Genomic DNA, 17,745 nt, shown 5'->3' with positions numbered 1-17,745 from the left:
ATTGTCTCAAAATTCATACATTTTATAAGACAAGCTGTATAATTATATTTTTCTGAATATTGAAATTGATACACCTTGTATTAATATTCAGACAATTTTTAGTCTTGTTTAATCAATTCTTTCTTCCAGCCCATATTTATTTATTTTGTAATAAAGAGTGCTGCGGCTGAGTCCTAACAAGGCAGCAGCTTTGGTTTTATTGCCTCCTGCCCAGGCCAAAGCTTTGCGGATAGCCTCTTTTTCCGCTTCTCTTTTGGTCATCTTTAAATTCAGGTTCTCTTCCACTCTAAGCCTTCTCTTCAAGTCTGATCTGTCTTCCCGGGACCAGACAATATCCTGAACCTTTATCAGTCCATTTTTGCGTTTTACACAGGCCCTCTTAACAACCGCCTCTAATTCTCTTACATTTCCCGGCCAGCTATAATGGTAAAAAAGCTTTAAAACCTCTTCTTCTATTCCTTCTATCTGGTTTCCTGTTTCACGGTTATACATATCTATAAAATGTTCGCAAAGAAGCTCTATGTCTCCCAGCCGCTCCCGCAAAGGAGGAATATAAATAGGAAAAACCTCCAGCCGGAACAAAAGGTCTTGCCTGAATTTCCCTTCCTCTACCAGTTTTTTTAAATCAACATTGGTAGCCGATATAACCCGTACATCAACATGAACTGTATCTACTCCCCCTACCCTTTCAAACTCCTTTTCCTGCAAAACCCTGAGCAGTTTGGCCTGGGACAGGGGTGAAAGCTCTGACACCTCATCTAAAAATATACTCCCCCTGTGGGCCAGTTCAAATTTGCCTATCTTTCCTTTTTTGCTGGCCCCCGTAAACGCGCCTTCCTCATAGCCAAAAAGCTCACTTTCCAGCAGAGCTTCCGGTATGGCGGCACAATTCACCCTGATCAGGGGATATTCCCGCCGGCTGCTTTCAAAATGCAGGGCATGGGCAAAAAGTTCCTTTCCCGTGCCTGTTTCCCCATAAATACATACCGGTATGCTGGAAGAAGCCACCATTCTCACCTTTTCCTTGGCTTCTAAAATAGCCTCACTTCTCCCTACAATAGATGCCAGTGAGTATTTAGCCATAGAACCTGATGGGGGTTTTTCCTTCTTACCTGTTTCCAAACTCGAAAAAACAGCAGCAATTTTGTGCGCAAATTTTAACACTTCCTCATGATATCTGAAGATGCTAAAACCTGCTGCCCCTATAATCTGGCCATTAGCGGTTATAGGTATGCGGGATACTACCTGCGATTTACCATTATATTCCCATATATCGGCAATTATAGGAACCCCTTTTTCCAAAACCTCCAGCATACGCGTATGGGGAAACACCTCATCTACCCTTTTGCCTACTACCTCTTCTTTCTTCAAGCCGGTTTCCCGGGCATAATTATCAGTAAACACCCTTATGATGCCTTTTTCATCAATAATCAAAGCTCCGTCAAATTCATTAAAAATAGTCTCAATTATCTTAAAATACTCCGGAGGCAGCTTGCTGAGTTTCACCCCATTTCCCCCTCCCTTTTTACCCTCTGGTTCAATTATATCATTTTATAATATTATAGTTCTTCTTTCATCACAAAATAAAATAAAAACCAGCAAACATAAAGGGGACAGTTGTATTTAAACTGTCCCCCAGCCAAACTACTCGACAAGATAATTTATAAATTCCTGCTCAGGCATGGGGCGGGTCCAAAAGTAGCCCTGCCCATAATGGCATCCCCAGTCTTTTAAAACCTTAACCTGACCCTCTTCTTCTACCCCTTCGGCCACTACTTCTATTCCCAGCGCCTAGGCTATGGAAATAATAGCCCTTATAATCATGCTCTCGCGGGGGTTAAAAATGTTTTTCACAAAACGGCGGTCAATTTTCAGCTTATCAACTTCCAGATTAAGGAGCATATCCAGTGAAGAATAGCCAGTTCCAAAATCGTCCATGGCCACACTTATGCCCAAAGCCTTGATCCCTTTTAAATTTTCCTCTATGATTTCCATATTCCCGCCGGCTACCCTTTCCGTAATTTCAAATTCCAGCTGCTCACCATCAATGCCAAACAGGTCCAAAATCTCCTTTACTTCGCCGGCAAACCATGGATTTTCCAGCTGCTTTAAAGAAATATTCACCGCTAGAGAAATCTTTTGCCCTTTAGCCTCCCAAAGTTCCTTTATAAACCGGCATGATTCCCTTATCACAAAATCGCCGATGTCGTGAATCAAGCCCGTCTCTTCGGCCAGCGGTATAAATTTTTCCGGAGATACTTCTCCCATAACATCATTTCTCCAGCGCAGAAGCACTTCCGCCTTCCTTATCCCACCCTCTTTAAGATCAACAATGGGATGAAAGCAAAGGCTTAGTTCATCCTTTTCCAGAGCATGGCGCAGACAGTTATATATAAAAAACCTCTCTTTAACCTCCTCCTCCATTTCCGGAGCAAAAAACCTTATGCGGGGCATCAATTTTCCTGTATCCCCTTTAGCCTTATACATGGCTATATCCGCCCTTTTTATAAGGGTGTCGGCATCCTCCCCGTCTTCCGGATAAAAAGCTATGCCTATACTGGCGGAAACAAAAAAATTTCTCTCTTCTCTTTTAAAAGGTTTATTGCTGATAACTTCGATAATATGGCAGGCTATAGTATAGATTTCTTCCTTTTCCACCCCATTCTCGATAAGGATTACAAACTCATCGCCTCCATAACGGGCAATCAAACTTCCTGCCGGCAGGCTTTGCTCTATTTGGCCGGCTATATCCCTTAAAAGCTCATCTCCTGCCTGATGTCCCAGAGCATCATTTATCTCCTTAAAATGGTCCAGGTCTATAAAAAGCAGGGCAAATTTTCTCCCTTCCCCCTTTCGGCACAGGCTTTGCAGGCGCTCCCTGAAAAATCTCTTGTCATATACTCCGGTAAGGTAGTCCCTTACCGGAGTAAAATTAAGCGCCGGCTTTAAATTCCCCGGCCCATCAAGATTGATGATGGTAGCCAGAAAAAATTCACCCTGCCGGTATATAGCTACCTCGGTCCAAAAGCCTCCTTTTTCTGCCCCCTGTAAAAACCAGCGGGTGCGAAAAAAGCCTTCTTCTTCCGCTCGGCTTAAGGCTTCGCTGACTTTTATCCCGGACTCTATTCCATCCGGCTGCCGGGGAGGCAGAAAAGAAAGCAGCGTTTTCCCCTCTATGCTTCCTTTAGGGATGCCGAAAAGCTGAGCCCCTTTATCATTGCTCAGCACGATTTTGCCTTCCTGGAGCACATAAAAAGGGAGGGGGAAATATTCGATAAGCTCTTTATAGGCATCTATGAATTTATCCATCTCTCATCTCCTCCCCTGGCTCAGCAAAGTGGTGATTAAACTTTAAACCGTTCAACAGTACGCAGCATATCCTCGGAAATAGCAGCCAAAGCCTGTGCCGTGGCAGTCAGTTCCTGGGAAGAAGCGCTCATCTCTTCCGAAGATGCCGCTACTTCTTCCGTAGCCGCTGAATTTTCTTCGGTTACGGCACTTACCTGCTCTACCCGCTGCATTACTTCGTCTTTGGATTTTACAATCTCATCCATGGCCTGATAGGTCTTTTCCATAAGCGGAGCAATGTTTTCTACCGCTTCCAGTATATCGGCAAAAGATTTTACCGCTTTTTCCACCGATGCGGTCTGTTCTTGTACTGAACCTTCTACGGTGCGGGAAGTAGCTATGACATCATCGGTATCCCGGGTTATGGAGTTTACCAGGTGGATGATTTTTTCCGTAGAGTTCTTGGATTCTTCCGCTAATTTGCGCACTTCTTCGGCTACTACGGCAAATCCCCGCCCGTGTTCCCCGGCCCGGGCTGCTTCTATGGCCGCATTAAGGGCTAAAAGGTTGGTCTGCTCGGATATGCCTGATATTATTTCGGTTATGCCGCTTATCTCTTTTACCGATGAGGTCAAGGTTTCTACCTTGTTTACTACTAAAGCAAAAGCCCTGCTTATTTCTTCAATGGATTTTACCAGTTCATCCATCGCCTGTTTGCCTATATTGGCCTTGTTTTCCGCATCTTCGGTTTCTTCTTTTACATTCTGCAGCTCTTTATATACATTTTCGATGTTGGAAGTAAGCTGATTCAGGGAATTTACAATATCGGCCAGATCCTGCGCCTGGCTGGTTGCCCCTTCCGCCACCTGCTGCATGGTGATGGCAAGTTCCTGGGAAGAAGCTGACAATTCTTCCGAAACAGCAGCTAAAGTCTGGGACTGTCCGGTTACTTTGGCGGCATTGTCTTTTACTTCGGCTAAAGCCTGTTTCATATTTTTTATGACCTGTGCCAGGAAGCGGTTCATCTGGGCAAATTCGTTATTTCCATCCTCCTCTAAATCTACCGTGAAATCATAGTTGGCAACCTTATCTAAAGCATCATTCATCTGTGCCATATAGCCATTCATAAGCCGGCGCAGGATAAGGGTTAATACTATTAAAACTAATATTAAAAGCACCGTTATGCCGGTAAATAAATTCTTAGCCCCGGCATAAAGCTGGTTGGCCTCTTTGACTTTTTGGTCGGCAACCCGGGCATTCAACTCGACCAGAGCGTTTATATGGTTCTGGGTTTCAGCCGCATAGGCATTAAATGCCGCTATATCTTCAGCAATTGCTCCTGCCCCCTGTTGGAGGCTGGCCATTACCCGGGAAGCATGTTCCATATAGGTATTGTAATTCTGCTCGATTTTGTCAAATAGAGCTCTTTCTTCCGGAGATAAATCATAGCTGCGGTAAGTATCGAGGATGGCCTTAAGAGAGGCTCTTTTCTCCTCAATCTGGGAAGCTGCCTTCTCGTCATAGGAGTTGGAGTAAATCATTTTCGTTATATCTAGCCTTATTATGTAGAATTCAGTTTCCATTTCTTTTAATTTTAGCGATACCAGCATGTTTTTTTCATAAAGCCGGTTCATGTCATTACTTAGGATTTTCATCTCTTTAAGAGCAGAGTAGGAAAGATAAGCCAGGGCTAGCGAAGTCAGGAGGAGTAAAAATAAGAGCAGAGAGCTGACCTTAATATTCTTTAAAAAGTTACGGCTTTTGGTTATTTTAATACTTCCATCTCCACTACCTGCTGACATCCTATCTACCTCCCTCAACATAATCTCCACCTGTATACAGGCACAATCTACTACCATTTTACCAAAAAAAAAAAAAAAAAAACTAATTAAACCGGGTTATAATGGCTATAAAACTTTTTAGATAAAAGCAACCGCCACTATGCTAGCCAGAAAAGATATGATGACCAATCCGGTGATTATATATACCAGTTTTTTGCGGTTCCGATTCATAAAACTCATCCTGCACTTCCCCCTTTTGCCAATTAAAAAGTCTGGTAAATCGACGGCGATTTTACCAGACTTTGACTGCTTTAGGACAGCATTTCTTTTACCATTTCATTTACTACCCTGCCATCGGCTCGGCCTTGAATTTTAGGCATCAGAACCTTCATAACCTTGCCCATATCTTTAGAGCTCGTAGCTCCTGCTTCGGCGATAGCCTCCTCTACCATTTTCCTGAGTTCTTCTTCACCTAGCTGCTCGGGGAGATATTCCTCTAAAATGCGTATCTCTTCTTTCAACTGCTCTACCATTTCCAGGCGACCAGCCCTTTCATAATCGGCAATGACATCCTGGCGCTTCTTCATTTCCCGCCTTATAAGCTGGATAAGTTCTTCCTCAGTAAGCTCGCGCTTTTTATCGATTTCCATCTCCTTCTGCGCAGCCCTCACCATTCGTATAGTGGCCAGCCTTATCTTCCCAGCTTCTTTCTGTTTCATTGCCTCCTTCATATCATTAAGCAGTCTTGCATTGAGAGACAAAGGATTACCTCCTTAGTATTTTTTCTTCCTGCGGGCAGCTTCTGATTTTTTCTTTCTGCGTACACTTGGTTTCTCATAGTGCTCGTGTTTTCTTATTTCCTGCATAACACCAGCCTTCTGGCAGCTGCGCTTAAACCTTTTAAGAGCACTATCCAGAGACTCGTTTTTGCCTACTCTTACTTCGCTCATCATATCCCTCCCCTCATCAACTAGGTGTAAATAAATGCTTTTCTATTTTACTATTCATAAGCAGCATAGTCAAGATTAGCCCGGCGGCCAGGCAAAAGCTCTTCCTCCTAACAGGTGGTAATGGATGTGGAATACGGTCTGCCCACCCCAGCTTCCGCAGTTATTGACCAGGCGGTAGCCATTTTGATTAAGGCCTAACTTTTTAGCCAGTTTAGAGGCGGTAAGCTGGATATGCCCCATAAGTTCCAAATCCTCATCCGTTACCGCATCCAGAGAGGCTATATGCTTTTTCGGTATTATAAGTATATGCACCGGAGCTACCGGATTAATATCTTCTATGGCCATAATCTTTTCATCTTCATACACAATTTTAGAATTCATTTCTTTGGCCACTATTTTGCAAAATATGCAGTCTGCCATCGCCTTCTTTTCACCTCCTGCTCATATTTTATACCTGGTAAGTTCTAAATTATACCATATATTATGATTTTACCAGATAACCGCGCATAAGGGAATTCCTTCCCCAGGCATAAACCTGCTTACAGCTGGGCAGATAAAACTTTCTTATGCAGATAATCACTGCCGGCTATCATGGAAAGCATCTGGGCATCACGCAGATATTTCTCTGCCGGGTGGCCGATAAGAAAGCCCAGTCGGCCTATAACATCAACAGCAGTAGAAGTAACCTGCTGGGCTACCTGGGTGGCGTAAAGCCTGGCCATACCTGAAACCCGGGCATAATTTTCATCGGCATCTATGCAATAAGCAGCGCGCATGACAGAAAGCCTGGCAGCATCAATCTGGGTCGACATATCAGCCAGGGTAGAAGATACATAATATTTGGAAGGGGAACTGGTACCCAAAAGCGAATTATTGCGGGCAACTTTAAGTGCCAGATTGTAAGCAGCCTTGGCTATCCCTACCCCCATCGCTCCCAGTAACGTGCGGTTAAGGTCAAAGGTCTGTAAAAGCAAAAGATAGCCACTGCCTCTTCTCCCCACCGCATAAGCAGCAGGTATTTTAACCTTATTAAAACCTAATTTTACGGTATGACAGGTTCTAAGCCCCATCTTATGCAGAACTTCTTTTATCTCTATGCCTTCACTATCTCCTGGCAGAACAAAAAACTGCAAGCTCGATTTATGGCGGGAATCCTCGTCTCGTGCCAGAAGAAGTATAAAAGAAGCTTCAGCACCATTAATTATGTAATCCTTGCTTCCTTCTATAATTACACTGTCTCCTTCATAGGCAAAAGTAGAAGATATGCGGGTAAGCTCTTCATGCTGCTTTTCCGGCCTTTCCAGATTATAGTCAGGCCGGGCCTCATTTATGGCAATAGCAGCCAGTTTAGGCTTTTTCCCGGTTAAAAGAGGCAAAAATTCTTCTTTTTGCCGCTCACTGCCTGCTATCAGAAGGGGAGTTATAGCATAAATATTCTGTACCACCATGGCAGCTGCTCCGGCACAGCCATAAGCCAGCTCTTCTATTACCGCTGCCGTGGCTACCATGCTTAAACCTCTTCCCCCATACTCTTTAGGTATAAGCGGAGCCAAGAGGTTTTTTTCCGCCAGCATTTCCGGAATAGCCCAATCCTGAATATCATCACCAATCGCATCCAGTTGAAAAGCCCGCGGGGCTATTTTTTTCACGGCCAGTTCATGAACTTCATTTATAAGCTCAATCTCTTCCCTGTTCAGCACAAAACTAGCCATAATTATTTCTCCTTCCTTGCTTTTTAATATAACTGGACAGCCAGAAGATTACGGTGGAACTGTTCGCTCCCGTCCACTATGGAAAGCATTTTGGCATCCCGCATATATATCTCTGCACGGTGGCCGTAAAGATAAGCCTGTCCTCCAATAATCTCCATCGCTCTGGCCGTCACTTCCTGGGCCACATTGCTGGCAATTATCTTGGCCTTGGAAGAAGCCTGAGAATAATCAAGGTCTTGATCCATAAGCCAGCAGGCTAAATGCACGCTTTGCCTCGCAGCATTAATTTTGGTTGCCATATCTACCAGAGCAAAGCTGACTGCACTTTCTTCAAAGAGAGGTCTGCCCATAAACATGCGCTGACGGGAGGCTTCCAAAGCAGCTTCATAAGCAGCCCTGGCCACACCCAGAGACAAGGCTGCTGCCAGTGGGGTTACGCGGTCCAAATTCTGCATAAAAACTAAAAAACCGCTCCCTTTTTTGCCGATAAGATATTTCTCCTTTACCCTCACATTATCAAAAATAACTTCATAGGCCCGGCAATACCTCAGCCCCAGAATCTTGCGCGGAGCTCCCACGGTAATCCCTTCCGTATCCATAGGCAAAATCGCAATTTGCAAGCCTGATCCTTTCTGGGCAGGATTGGTGGATAGGGCTACGGCTATAAAACTGGCAATGCCGGCATTCATAACATAATCTTTTATACCTTTTACTATCAGGTCTCCTTCTTTTATATCTTCTACATTTACCGATGAATGCCTTACATCCATAGCCTCCGGCTGGGCAACCAGTTCTAGATTAGGGCGGTGTTCAATAATAGTGGCTGCGGCCAGCTTGGGAGAAGGAGCTGTCATCTGGGGCAGTATCTCTTTTTTTTGTTCTTCACTGCCCACGGTTAAAAGCGGGCTTACGGCATGCAAATTGGTAAGCAAAACAGCAGCCAGCCCTGCTGAACCTACTGCTATTTCCTCCAGTATCATAGCAGTTGTTATATTCCCCAGACCTCTTCCCCCATACTCGGGAGGTATGTTGGGGGCAACCAGGTTATGCTTGGCCAGCAGGTTTAACGGAGTCCAGTCAAAGTTTTCTGCTTCATCAGTATCATAATTTACCGCTCTAGGTTTAATCTCCTTATCCACCAATTCCCTTACCATCATTACCAGTTCCCGGTCCCCAGGTGAAATAGTGCTCCTAAACATCATTTCCCCCCCTCACTGCGCGTTTTCTGCCAGATAATATAGTCCATAACCGAACGCCTTTTTTCCCGCGGCAGGTCATAGAGGGCATTTATTATCTGCAAAAGCTCTGGTTCATCATCCAAAGCCGAATTAATATTTTTAAGCTCTTCCTTGCGGCTATTTTCGGAAGAGGTACTGGTTTCCAGAAAATACTCAATAGGCTTACCCAAAACTTCCGCAATCTGTTCGAGCTGAGCCAGATATATACGCCTTTTGCCTTTTTCATAATTGGAAAGGGTTGATTGGGCACATCCCAGCATACTGGCCAGCTGTTCCTGGCTTAGCCCGGCTTCTTCTCTTGCCATCTGCAATTTTTTCCCTATCTCTTTATACCCCATCTTCTTCACCTTCCATAATTATGCTGCTCCTGTTGTGATTTATCCGGCACTAAACTGCCATATACCTTTTCGCCTTCCATATAATCCAGTTTAACCTTAACCATCTGGCCTGTATAATCTTCTTCCGATGCAAACTGGACTTCGATATAATTGTCAGTCAGGCCTATATAACTTTTTATACCCCATTTTCTCTCTACCAGCAACATCATTTCCTGTCCCATAAATTTCGAAACGAAATTTTTTCTCTTTTTATCAGCCAATTTGAGCAGTTTCTCGCTTCTTTCATGTTTTTCTTCGGCGGTGACTACATTAGCCATACCAGCTGCCCGGGTTCCCGGTCGGGGTGAATATTTGAATACATGCAGATCATAAAGGGGAAGGCTTTCTAAAAGCTCATAGGTTGCCTGAAAATCTTTTTCTTCTTCCGTAGGAAATCCTACCATAACATCAGCAGTAAAGGCTATTCCCGGAACTTCCCCGGCTATTTTCATAATAAGATCATAATAATACTGCCCGGTATAGTGCCGGTTCATATCTTTTAACACCTTGTCACTTCCGCTCTGCAAAGGGATATGCAGATGGCGGCACAGCCGCTTTTCTTCCTTTATCAGCTGGTAAAGCTCTTCATTTACTTCCAGAGGCTCAATCGAACTCAGCCTTATGCGGTAGTCCGCATCTGTTTCTTGCAGGATAAATTTAAGCAGTCTTACCAGATCCCAGCCGGGAATATCAGCTCCATACATCCCGGTATGTATGCCGGTAAAAACTATTTCTTTATAACCCAGTTTTAAAAGCTGCTCTACTTCCGCCAGAACATCAGCAGGCAGCTTGCTCCTCACCGGTCCCCGCGCATAGGGAACTATGCAGTAAGAACAAAAGCTCTGGCAGCCATCCTGAATTTTTATAAAAGCCCGTGTCCGCTCATGGCGGTAGGTATAAATCACCGGTTTCAGCTTATCTTCCGGCTTAACAGCTGGACTCACAATGCGCCTTTGCCTGTCATGCAGGTATTCCTCCACGATAGCAGCCAGGTTAGGTTTTTCCTTATTGCCCACAATTAAATCTACACCTTCAATCCCTCTCAGCTGCCCGGCATCTATCTGGGCTAAACATCCCGTAACCGCTATTACCGCTTCCCGGTTTCTGCGCCCTGCTCTTCGTATCACTGCCCTTGATTTGCGGTCACTTATATGGGTAACAGTACAGGTATTTATAACATAAATATCAGCCTCCTCGGCAAAATCTACCACCTGGTACCCTCGTTTTAAAAAATCTTCCTTCAAGGCTTCGGTTTCTACCTGATTAACCTTACAGCCCAAAGTGTAAAAAGCAACCTTCAGCAATTTTCCTAACCCCTTTGCCTTTTTTACCCTAAATCTCCTAGCTCATAAAGTATTATGCTGATACCGGCCAAACTGGCTGTTTCCGTACGCAGAATCCGGGGGCCTAACCGGCACAAAATAATTCCTTTTTCTCGCGCCAGATCAGCTTCCCCGGGGGCAAACCCGCCTTCCGGTCCCACCAGCAGGAACACTTCTTCTTTTATCTTATCCCTGTTTTCCTGTAAAACCTTCTTTATTCCGTTATACTGCTCATTTTCGTAAAACATCAAAGCTGGTTTCCCGGCTATAAGTTCCAGCATGTCGCGTAAGGAAATTACCGGCTTTATTTCAGGAATGATATTACGCCGGCACTGCTTACAGGCCTCCAGGGCAATTTGCCGCCATCTTTCTACTTTGCGGGTTTCCTTTTCCCCTTTAAGGGTTACCACCGTCCGTTCGGTTAAAACCGGATATATGCTGTAAACTCCCAACTCTACCGCCTTTTGGATTATCAATTCCATCTTGTCCCCTTTAGGTATTCCCTGTACTAAATTCACCCTAAAAGGAGGCTCATTATCTACCTTTTGCGCCTCTTCGATCCAGGCTACCAGTTTTTTATCCCTTACTCCCTGTAAGAAGGCGTAATACTCCCATCCCTGGCCGTCAAAAAGGGTTATTCTATCTCCCTCTTTAAGCCGTAAAACCTTTTGGATATGATGGGCTTCTTCTTTATCAATAAAAGCTTCTCTTCCTTTAATATTATCCCTGCTAACAAAAAAGCGGTGCATAAGCACCCCCCTTTTAAAGTTAAATAGAAAAATACATCTATTTCCGTATTTTCCTGGCTGCTACCCCTACCCAATCTACATCGGTAAGGATCTCCTCAATGACAAAACCGCATTCATCAAGCTTTTGCTGTACACCGGGGAAGCGGCTGTCTACTATGCCGGAGCCGAAAAACCAGCCTCCTTCTTTTAAAGCCCTGGCTGCTTCCGGCAAGAGCTCATTTATTACTTCTGCCGTTATGTTGGCCAGTACCATGTCAACTTCCAGCTGGGCAATCTTCTCTATAATATCTCCTTCTTCTACCTGTATTTTATCTTCCAGGCCATTAAGCTTTACATTTTCCCGCGCCACTTTTACTGCCACATCATCAATATCCATAGCCCAAACCCTGGCTGCTCCCAGTTTAACCGCGGCAATAGACAATATTCCCGAACCGCAGCCGGCATCAACTACTTTTTCGCCTCCTTTAAGGTATTTATCCAAAAAGCGGAGGCAAAAGCGGGTAGAAGCATGTATTCCCGTTCCAAAAGCCATGCCGGGATCTATTTCCACCACTATCTCACCAGCTTGAGGCTCATATTCCTCCCAGGAAGGTTTTATAACGATACGGTCTCCCACCTTGAAGGTATGATAATATTTTTTCCAGGACTCTTCCCAGTCCTCATCTTTTACTTCATCAAGAAACACCCTGCATTTAACCCCAAAATTTGCTTCCACTTTAGCCAGCAGTCTTTCTACATCTTCTAAAACCTGGCGTTCATCACTGAAGTAAGCCTTTATCACCACAAAATCATGGTCATAAAAATCCGGGGAAAACATACCAGGATTCCAGGAATGCTGATTTTCATACCTCCGGGCAGCTTGAAAATCCTCAATTACTACTCCTCCTGAGCCCAGCTGATGAAATATGCCGGCTACTGCTTCCGCACATATCCCTTCGGTTACTACACTTATCTCTTTCCACTTCATATCCTTATACTCCTTTATCCCATAGCATCTTTGAATTTTTCAAAAAACCCTTTTTTAGGCTTTTCTTCTCCTGTTTCCTCTTCATAGAATTTTTCCAGAAGCTCGCGCTGTTTTTTCGTAAGCTTAGTAGGTATTTTAACCTTTATTATAACATTTAAATCACCGCGCCGCTGGCTGTTAAGATAAGTCATCCCCTTACCTTTCACCTTGATTACATCGCCCGGCTGGGTACCTTCCGGTATACGCAAAACATAAATCTCGCCGCCGGGAAGTTCAATTTCTACCTCTCCGCCTAAAGCTGCTTTAACAAAACTTATCTCTTCTTCACTATATAAATCATAGCCATCTCTTTCAAATTTAGGATGAGGCTTAATGATTATATTTATATACAAATCACCGGGGGGGCCTCCTCTAATGCCCATTTCTCCTTCTCCTTGAATTCTAAGGCGTGATCCGCTGTCTATGCCGGCAGGAATGCGGATATTAATCCGGCGGGATTTTCTTACCTTGCCATTTCCTTTACATGCCGTACACGGTTTTTCTATGATCTTTCCTTCTCCCTGGCAGCGGCTGCAGGTTCTTATCGTTTCAAAGCGGCCAAAAGGCGTAGTCTGAACATTTCTTACCTGCCCATGTCCGTGACAGGTAGGACAGGTCTTCACCCCTGAACCCGGCTCAGCACCGGTTCCGTCACACCGTTCGCACTTTTCCAGCCGGCTTATCTCTATCTCTTTCTCGGCACCAAACACTGCATCTTCTAAATCTATTTCCAGGATAACTTCCCGGTCAGCACCGCGCTGAGGACCAGTTCTGCGCCTTCTGGCTCCTCCTACACCGGAGCCGAAAAACATATCAAAAATATCGCCAAATCCGCCTAAGTCTTCAAAACCTCCAAAACCGCCAAAACCACCAAATCCGCCTGCCCCTCCCGTTCGGGCCTGCTCAAAAGCATCATGCCCCAAACGGTCATAAGCTGCTCTTTTCTGGGGATCACTTAAAACTTCATAAGCCTCATTTATCTCTTTAAACTTTTCCGCCGCATTAGGGTCTTCTTTATTAACATCAGGATGGTATTTCCTGGCCATCTGGCGGTAAGCCTTTTTTATTTCTTCCTGGGTAGCATCCCTTTTTACGCCCAGAACTTCATAAAAATCGCGCTTGCCTGCCATTCTCTCCCACCTTCCCTGTAGAGCGCTTCCTTATGTCCCCACTACCAGATACGAAATCTTTTTAAATTCTAGCAAAAAAATAAAGTAAAAGCCAATTAAATCCGTCTTAAACAGGTAAAACCCGGAAAACCAGATGGCTTCCGGGCACCTTTACCTTTCCTATTTATCATCTCTTACTTCATAGTCGGCATCATAAACGCCATCGCTTCCCGCATCTGCTTTCCCTTCACCAGAAGCATTCTGGTACATCTTGATGGTAAAGGCAAAAATCGCTTCCAGGAGAGCATTAGTTTTGGCCTTAATTTCTTCTATATTGTCTCCATTCATTACTGCTTCGAGATCAGCTTTGGCCTGTTCAATCTTGCGTTTGGATTCTTCATCAATCTTATCGGCATAATCTTTCAAAGTCTTGTTGGCCTGATATATAGTGCTGTCCGCCTGGTTGCGGGCTTCTACCCGGGCTAACCTTTCTTCATCTTCTTTCGCATACTGTTCAGCTTCTCTTACCATGCGTTCGATTTCTTCCTGGCTTAATCCGCTGGAAGAAGTTATGGTAATCTTCTGTTCTTTATTGGTAGCCAGGTCTTTGGCCGATACATGTACAATTCCGTTGACATCTATGTCAAAAGTAACCTCAATTTGAGGCACTCCCCGGGGAGCCGGCGGAATACCGGTAAGCTGAAATCTTCCCAGGGTAACATTATCAGCCGCCATCTTTCTTTCACCCTGTAAGACATGAATATCAACCGAAGTCTGGTTATCAGCTGCGGTAGTAAATATCTGGCTTTTCGAAGTAGGAATAGTAGTATTCCTTTCGATAATCTTGGTAAATACCCCTCCCAGAGTTTCGATACCTAAAGAAAGAGGCGTTACATCCAGAAGAACTATGTCTTTTACTTCTCCAGCCAGGACTGCTGCCTGAATAGCAGCACCAATAGCTACCACTTCATCCGGATTTATACCTTTAAACGGCTCTTTGCCGATAAAATTCTTGATGGCTTCCTGCACCGCCGGTATGCGGGTAGAACCTCCTACCAGGATAACCTTATCTATATCTTCCGGCTTAAGTCCAGCATCTTTTAAAGCCTGTCTGGTAGGACCCATAGTTTTTTCTACCAGGTCAGCTGTAAGCTCATTAAACTTAGCCCGGGTTAAGGTTTTTTCAAGATGAAGCGGGCCTTCCTGCGTAGCAGTAATATAAGGAATATTGATTTCGGTAGTTAACACATTGGAAAGTTCATGTTTGGCCTTTTCCGCCGCTTCCTTCAAGCGCTGCATAGCCATTTTATCATTGCGCAAATCAATGCCTGTATCTTTCTTGAATTCCCCAATAAGCCAGTTCATGATGCGTTCATCAAAATCATCTCCGCCCAGGTAGTTGTTACCACTGGTAGCCTTTACTTCAAAAACGCCATCCCCTATTTCCAGGATGGAAACGTCAAAGGTACCTCCTCCCAGGTCAAAAACTAATATCGTCTGATTTTCTTCCTTATCCAGGCCATAAGCCAGAGCTGCCGCTGTCGGCTCATTTATTATGCGCAGCACTTCCAGTCCGGCAATCCTTCCTGCATCTTTGGTAGCCTGCCTCTGAGCATCAGTAAAATAGGCAGGAACAGTTATTACCGCCTGGGTTATTTTTTCTCCCAGATAACTTTCCGCATCAGCCTTAAGTTTTTGCAGAATCATAGCTGATATTTCCTGGGGAGTATATTTCTTGCCATCTATTTCTACTTTATAATCAGTCCCCATTTTACGTTTGATAGAAATAACTGTTCGGTCAGGGTTGGTAATCGCCTGCCTTTTCGCTATTCTCCCTACCAGTCTTTCTCCCGACTTGGAGAAACCTACTACGGACGGAGTTATTCTTTCCCCTTCGGCATTGGGGATTACTATAACATCATTCCCTTCCATAACAGCTACACAGGAGTTGGTAGTTCCCAGATCTATCCCTATAACCTTACCCATTCAAAACACCTCCAGGCCTAATCTTTTTATTAATCAACCTTATTTACTTTGACCAAACTGGGCCTTATAATCCGCCCATGCATCATATAACCTTTGCGCATTTCTTCAATAACGGTATCGGAAGGATAATCCGCATTTTCCTCTACCGCCAGGGCTTCATGAAACTGAGGATCAAAAGGCTTTCCTACCGCTGCGATAGGTTCTACCCCTTCTTCTTCCATAATCTTATAGACCTTTTTAACTACCATTTCCAGGCCTTTGCTAAGGCTCTGGTAGTCCTGATTAGCAAAAGAAGCCTCAAGCGCCCTTTCCAAATCATCAACTACTGCCAGCAGCTTTTTCATAAGAGGAAGAGAAGCATATTTTATGTATTCTTCTCTTTCTCTGGCAGTGCGCTTTTTAACATTATCAAGCTCTGCCAATGCCCGCAGATAAAGCTCATAATATTTCTGAGCCTCCGCTTTTTTAGCCTCCAGCTCTTCCCGGCAGCGGGCAAGCTCATCAGTTTCTTCCCCTTCAGTACCAGTTTCCCTATCCTTTTTCTCTTCCTCCTCTACCTCCTTTATCTCCACCCCGGCTTCATCTTTTTCGCTTGCCTTTATTATGTTTTCTTCATTATTCATTTCTTTTTCCGCCATCTTAAAATTCACCTCTTTGCTCCTTTTTCATGTCCGTTTTTTTTAAAGCATCATCTTTCATCCTAATTACTGTATTTATGCGCAAAATAGCAGTTGCTACCTCACTGGCCGCCTTCAGGGCATGGATCTTAACAGGAGCAGGATCTACAATACCCTTCTCTACAGCATCAATAATCTTTCCAGTATCACTGTCAAAAGTAAGTCGGGAATTCTTTTTGCGGTTCTGGCAAGCCCAAACCTCGCCCATTTTTTCCAGAGGATTAAAGCCTGCATTGGCCGCCAGGCAGTAAAATGGCTTAAGCAAAGCTTCTTTAAAACATAAAACCCCAAAAGAAGCTGCCCCCTCTAGATTTTTGGCATATTCTTCCATATGCTGGGCCAGCCATACTTCAATAGCTCCTCCTCCCGGCACTACGCCTCCTCTTAATGCCGCCTGCAAAGCAGAGGCAGCATCTTTAGCTATCCTTTCCCTTTCCTCCACTACTTCTTCCGTAGAAGCGCCAACTATTATGGTAGCCCATTTTTCTCCGCTTCCTTCATAAAAACAGGTATGCTTTAATTTTTCATCTACCTCTACCCGTTTGGCCCTTCCCGCATAAGATCTTATCGTTTCGGCATCTCTTTTTAAAACCGCTTTTTTCACCTTTTTAGCTCCGGTATGCCGGCAAAGATTATCTATCTCTAAAGAAGCTACCCGGGAAAAAACCATTACCCCTCTTTCGGTAAAGATCTGTTCAGCTATATCATCAACTGAGCGGTCGACAACTACTACATTTATGCCGGCATCACATATCCTGTGCAGATTTTTTTCGTACTCTTCGCGGGCCTTAATATAATATTTAAAGCCTGCCTCGGTTTTTATAACTTCATGTTCAGCATCTACCGGCTGCAAAGCATCATCAATTACTAAAATTACAGGATTTTCTAACCTGCGGGGCATCTCATCATTCACAGGTTCCCGGTTTATAACCGTACCCATGAAAACCTCATTTTCCGCCAATTCCCGGGCCCAAACCGCATCGGCCATCCGGTAATCCCGGGTGCAGAGTTTCTCCTTCCCTACTAATTTTGCCCCTTGCAGAATAAGGGAGGCCAAATCCTTCTGGCCTCTTCCTGCTATACAGGCTACATTAAAAAGCAGTTCATCTCCTATATCATCTATTTTTATGGTCTGCTGACGGATAAGTTCAACTGCCTTATCTCTTGCATAATTTATACCTTCAATGACCCTGGTTACCGGTACTCCTTTTAATACATAGCTGCAGCCTTCAGCCACCAGAGCCCCGGCTATTATAGTAGTGGTAGTAGTTCCATCTCCTACTTCTTCCTGCTGGGCCTGGGCAGTATTTATTATCATCCGGGCCGCGGGATGGTTTACTTCCATAAACTTTAAAATAGTTACCCCATCATTGCTTATAACCACATCGCCGAAACGGTCCACCATCATTACATCCAAACCCTTGGGCCCTATAGTCCCTTCTACTATCTGGGAGATGGCCCGGGCTGCGCTTGCATTATGCAAAAGGGTTTGAAATTTATCATCTACCTGCTGATGAGATGACAAAAGATTATCGCTCATCAATACCTCC

15 protein-coding genes and 1 pseudogene are annotated in these 17,745 nt (G+C 44.4%); all 16 read right to left on the bottom strand.

All coding sequences use genetic code 11. The features are described 5' to 3' along the window. Positions 1–108: 108 nt before the first annotated feature. A complete protein-coding gene (locus BUB92_RS05610; protein ID WP_084728359.1) occupies positions 109–1,506 on the bottom strand; it encodes a sigma-54 interaction domain-containing protein in 1,398 nt (465 codons plus the stop codon). Positions 1,507–1,644: 138 nt separating this feature from the next. Continuing rightward, positions 1,645–3,309: pseudogene (locus BUB92_RS11230) on the bottom strand (sensor domain-containing protein). Between the two features lie 35 nt (positions 3,310–3,344). After that, positions 3,345–5,090 (bottom strand): methyl-accepting chemotaxis protein, encoded by a 1,746-nt coding sequence (locus tag BUB92_RS05595; RefSeq protein ID WP_073091243.1) that lies wholly within the window; start codon positions 5,088–5,090, stop codon positions 3,345–3,347. 290 nt (positions 5,091–5,380) lie between these two features. Beyond that, complete coding sequence (locus BUB92_RS05590; RefSeq protein WP_073091241.1) at positions 5,381–5,830, bottom strand: GatB/YqeY domain-containing protein; 450 nt, start codon at positions 5,828–5,830, stop codon at positions 5,381–5,383. 12 nt (positions 5,831–5,842) lie between these two features. After that, positions 5,843–6,019, bottom strand: coding sequence for a 30S ribosomal protein S21 (gene rpsU / locus BUB92_RS05585; protein ID WP_073091239.1), 177 nt, complete (start codon positions 6,017–6,019; stop codon positions 5,843–5,845). Between the two features lie 75 nt (positions 6,020–6,094). After that, complete coding sequence (locus BUB92_RS05580) at positions 6,095–6,439, bottom strand: histidine triad nucleotide-binding protein (protein WP_073091236.1); 345 nt, start codon at positions 6,437–6,439, stop codon at positions 6,095–6,097. Between the two features lie 119 nt (positions 6,440–6,558). Then, entirely contained in the window at positions 6,559–7,731 is a 1,173-nt protein-coding gene (locus BUB92_RS05575; RefSeq protein WP_073091234.1) for an acyl-CoA dehydrogenase family protein, read from the bottom strand. A gap of 23 nt (positions 7,732–7,754) precedes the next feature. Continuing rightward, on the bottom strand, positions 7,755–8,930 hold the full coding sequence (locus BUB92_RS05570; protein WP_073091231.1) for an acyl-CoA dehydrogenase family protein: 1,176 nt from the start codon (positions 8,928–8,930) through the stop codon (positions 7,755–7,757). Then, positions 8,930–9,307 (bottom strand): helix-turn-helix domain-containing protein, encoded by a 378-nt coding sequence (locus BUB92_RS05565; RefSeq protein ID WP_073091228.1) that lies wholly within the window; start codon positions 9,305–9,307, stop codon positions 8,930–8,932. Before BUB92_RS05565 ends, BUB92_RS05570 begins: the two co-directional genes overlap by 1 nt. A gap of 5 nt (positions 9,308–9,312) precedes the next feature. Continuing rightward, a complete protein-coding gene (gene mtaB, locus BUB92_RS05560) occupies positions 9,313–10,650 on the bottom strand; it encodes a tRNA (N(6)-L-threonylcarbamoyladenosine(37)-C(2))-methylthiotransferase MtaB (protein WP_073091225.1) in 1,338 nt (445 codons plus the stop codon). Between the two features lie 23 nt (positions 10,651–10,673). Beyond that, a complete protein-coding gene (locus BUB92_RS05555) occupies positions 10,674–11,417 on the bottom strand; it encodes a 16S rRNA (uracil(1498)-N(3))-methyltransferase (RefSeq protein WP_073091222.1) in 744 nt (247 codons plus the stop codon). 37 nt (positions 11,418–11,454) lie between these two features. Further along, a complete protein-coding gene (gene prmA / locus BUB92_RS05550; protein WP_073091219.1) occupies positions 11,455–12,384 on the bottom strand; it encodes a 50S ribosomal protein L11 methyltransferase in 930 nt (309 codons plus the stop codon). A gap of 14 nt (positions 12,385–12,398) precedes the next feature. Next, positions 12,399–13,553, bottom strand: coding sequence for a molecular chaperone DnaJ (gene dnaJ, locus BUB92_RS05545; protein ID WP_073091216.1), 1,155 nt, complete (start codon positions 13,551–13,553; stop codon positions 12,399–12,401). Between the two features lie 159 nt (positions 13,554–13,712). Beyond that, positions 13,713–15,518 (bottom strand): molecular chaperone DnaK, encoded by a 1,806-nt coding sequence (gene dnaK / locus BUB92_RS05540; RefSeq protein ID WP_073091213.1) that lies wholly within the window; start codon positions 15,516–15,518, stop codon positions 13,713–13,715. Positions 15,519–15,547: 29 nt separating this feature from the next. Continuing rightward, positions 15,548–16,168, bottom strand: coding sequence for a nucleotide exchange factor GrpE (gene grpE / locus BUB92_RS05535; protein ID WP_084728355.1), 621 nt, complete (start codon positions 16,166–16,168; stop codon positions 15,548–15,550). Continuing rightward, positions 16,158–17,735, bottom strand: a complete 1,578-nt coding sequence (locus BUB92_RS05530; protein WP_073091210.1) for a TCP-1/cpn60 chaperonin family protein — start codon at positions 17,733–17,735, stop codon at positions 16,158–16,160. The genes grpE and BUB92_RS05530 overlap by 11 nt, the downstream gene beginning before the upstream one ends. Between the last annotated feature and the right edge of the window lie 10 nt (positions 17,736–17,745).

It is taken from the genome of Thermosyntropha lipolytica DSM 11003, assembly GCF_900129805.1.
GTDB classification, from domain to species: domain Bacteria; phylum Bacillota; class Syntrophomonadia; order Syntrophomonadales; family Syntrophomonadaceae; genus Thermosyntropha; species Thermosyntropha lipolytica.
Note: the sequence above shows the minus strand (reverse complement) of the source record. Positions and strands in the feature narration are given on the sequence as shown.

Bases quoted from the DNA above. Each gene is read 5' to 3' on its own strand.
- BUB92_RS05575 (WP_073091234.1), bottom strand. From the start codon at position 7,731: ATGGCTAGTTTTGTGCTGAACAGGGAAGAGATTGAGCTTATAAATGAA.
- prmA (WP_073091219.1), bottom strand. From the start codon at position 12,384: ATGAAGTGGAAAGAGATAAGTGTAGTAACCGAAGGGATATGTGCGGAA.
- dnaJ (WP_073091216.1), bottom strand. From the start codon at position 13,553: ATGGCAGGCAAGCGCGATTTTTATGAAGTTCTGGGCGTAAAAAGGGAT.
- BUB92_RS05595 (WP_073091243.1), bottom strand. From the start codon at position 5,090: ATGTCAGCAGGTAGTGGAGATGGAAGTATTAAAATAACCAAAAGCCGT.
- BUB92_RS05580 (WP_073091236.1), bottom strand. From the start codon at position 6,439: ATGGCAGACTGCATATTTTGCAAAATAGTGGCCAAAGAAATGAATTCT.
- rpsU (WP_073091239.1), bottom strand. From the start codon at position 6,019: ATGAGCGAAGTAAGAGTAGGCAAAAACGAGTCTCTGGATAGTGCTCTT.
- BUB92_RS05570 (WP_073091231.1), bottom strand. From the start codon at position 8,930: ATGTTTAGGAGCACTATTTCACCTGGGGACCGGGAACTGGTAATGATG.
- BUB92_RS05565 (WP_073091228.1), bottom strand. From the start codon at position 9,307: ATGGGGTATAAAGAGATAGGGAAAAAATTGCAGATGGCAAGAGAAGAA.
- BUB92_RS05530 (WP_073091210.1), bottom strand. From the start codon at position 17,735: ATGAGCGATAATCTTTTGTCATCTCATCAGCAGGTAGATGATAAATTT.
- dnaK (WP_073091213.1), bottom strand. From the start codon at position 15,518: ATGGGTAAGGTTATAGGGATAGATCTGGGAACTACCAACTCCTGTGTA.
- BUB92_RS05555 (WP_073091222.1), bottom strand. From the start codon at position 11,417: ATGCACCGCTTTTTTGTTAGCAGGGATAATATTAAAGGAAGAGAAGCT.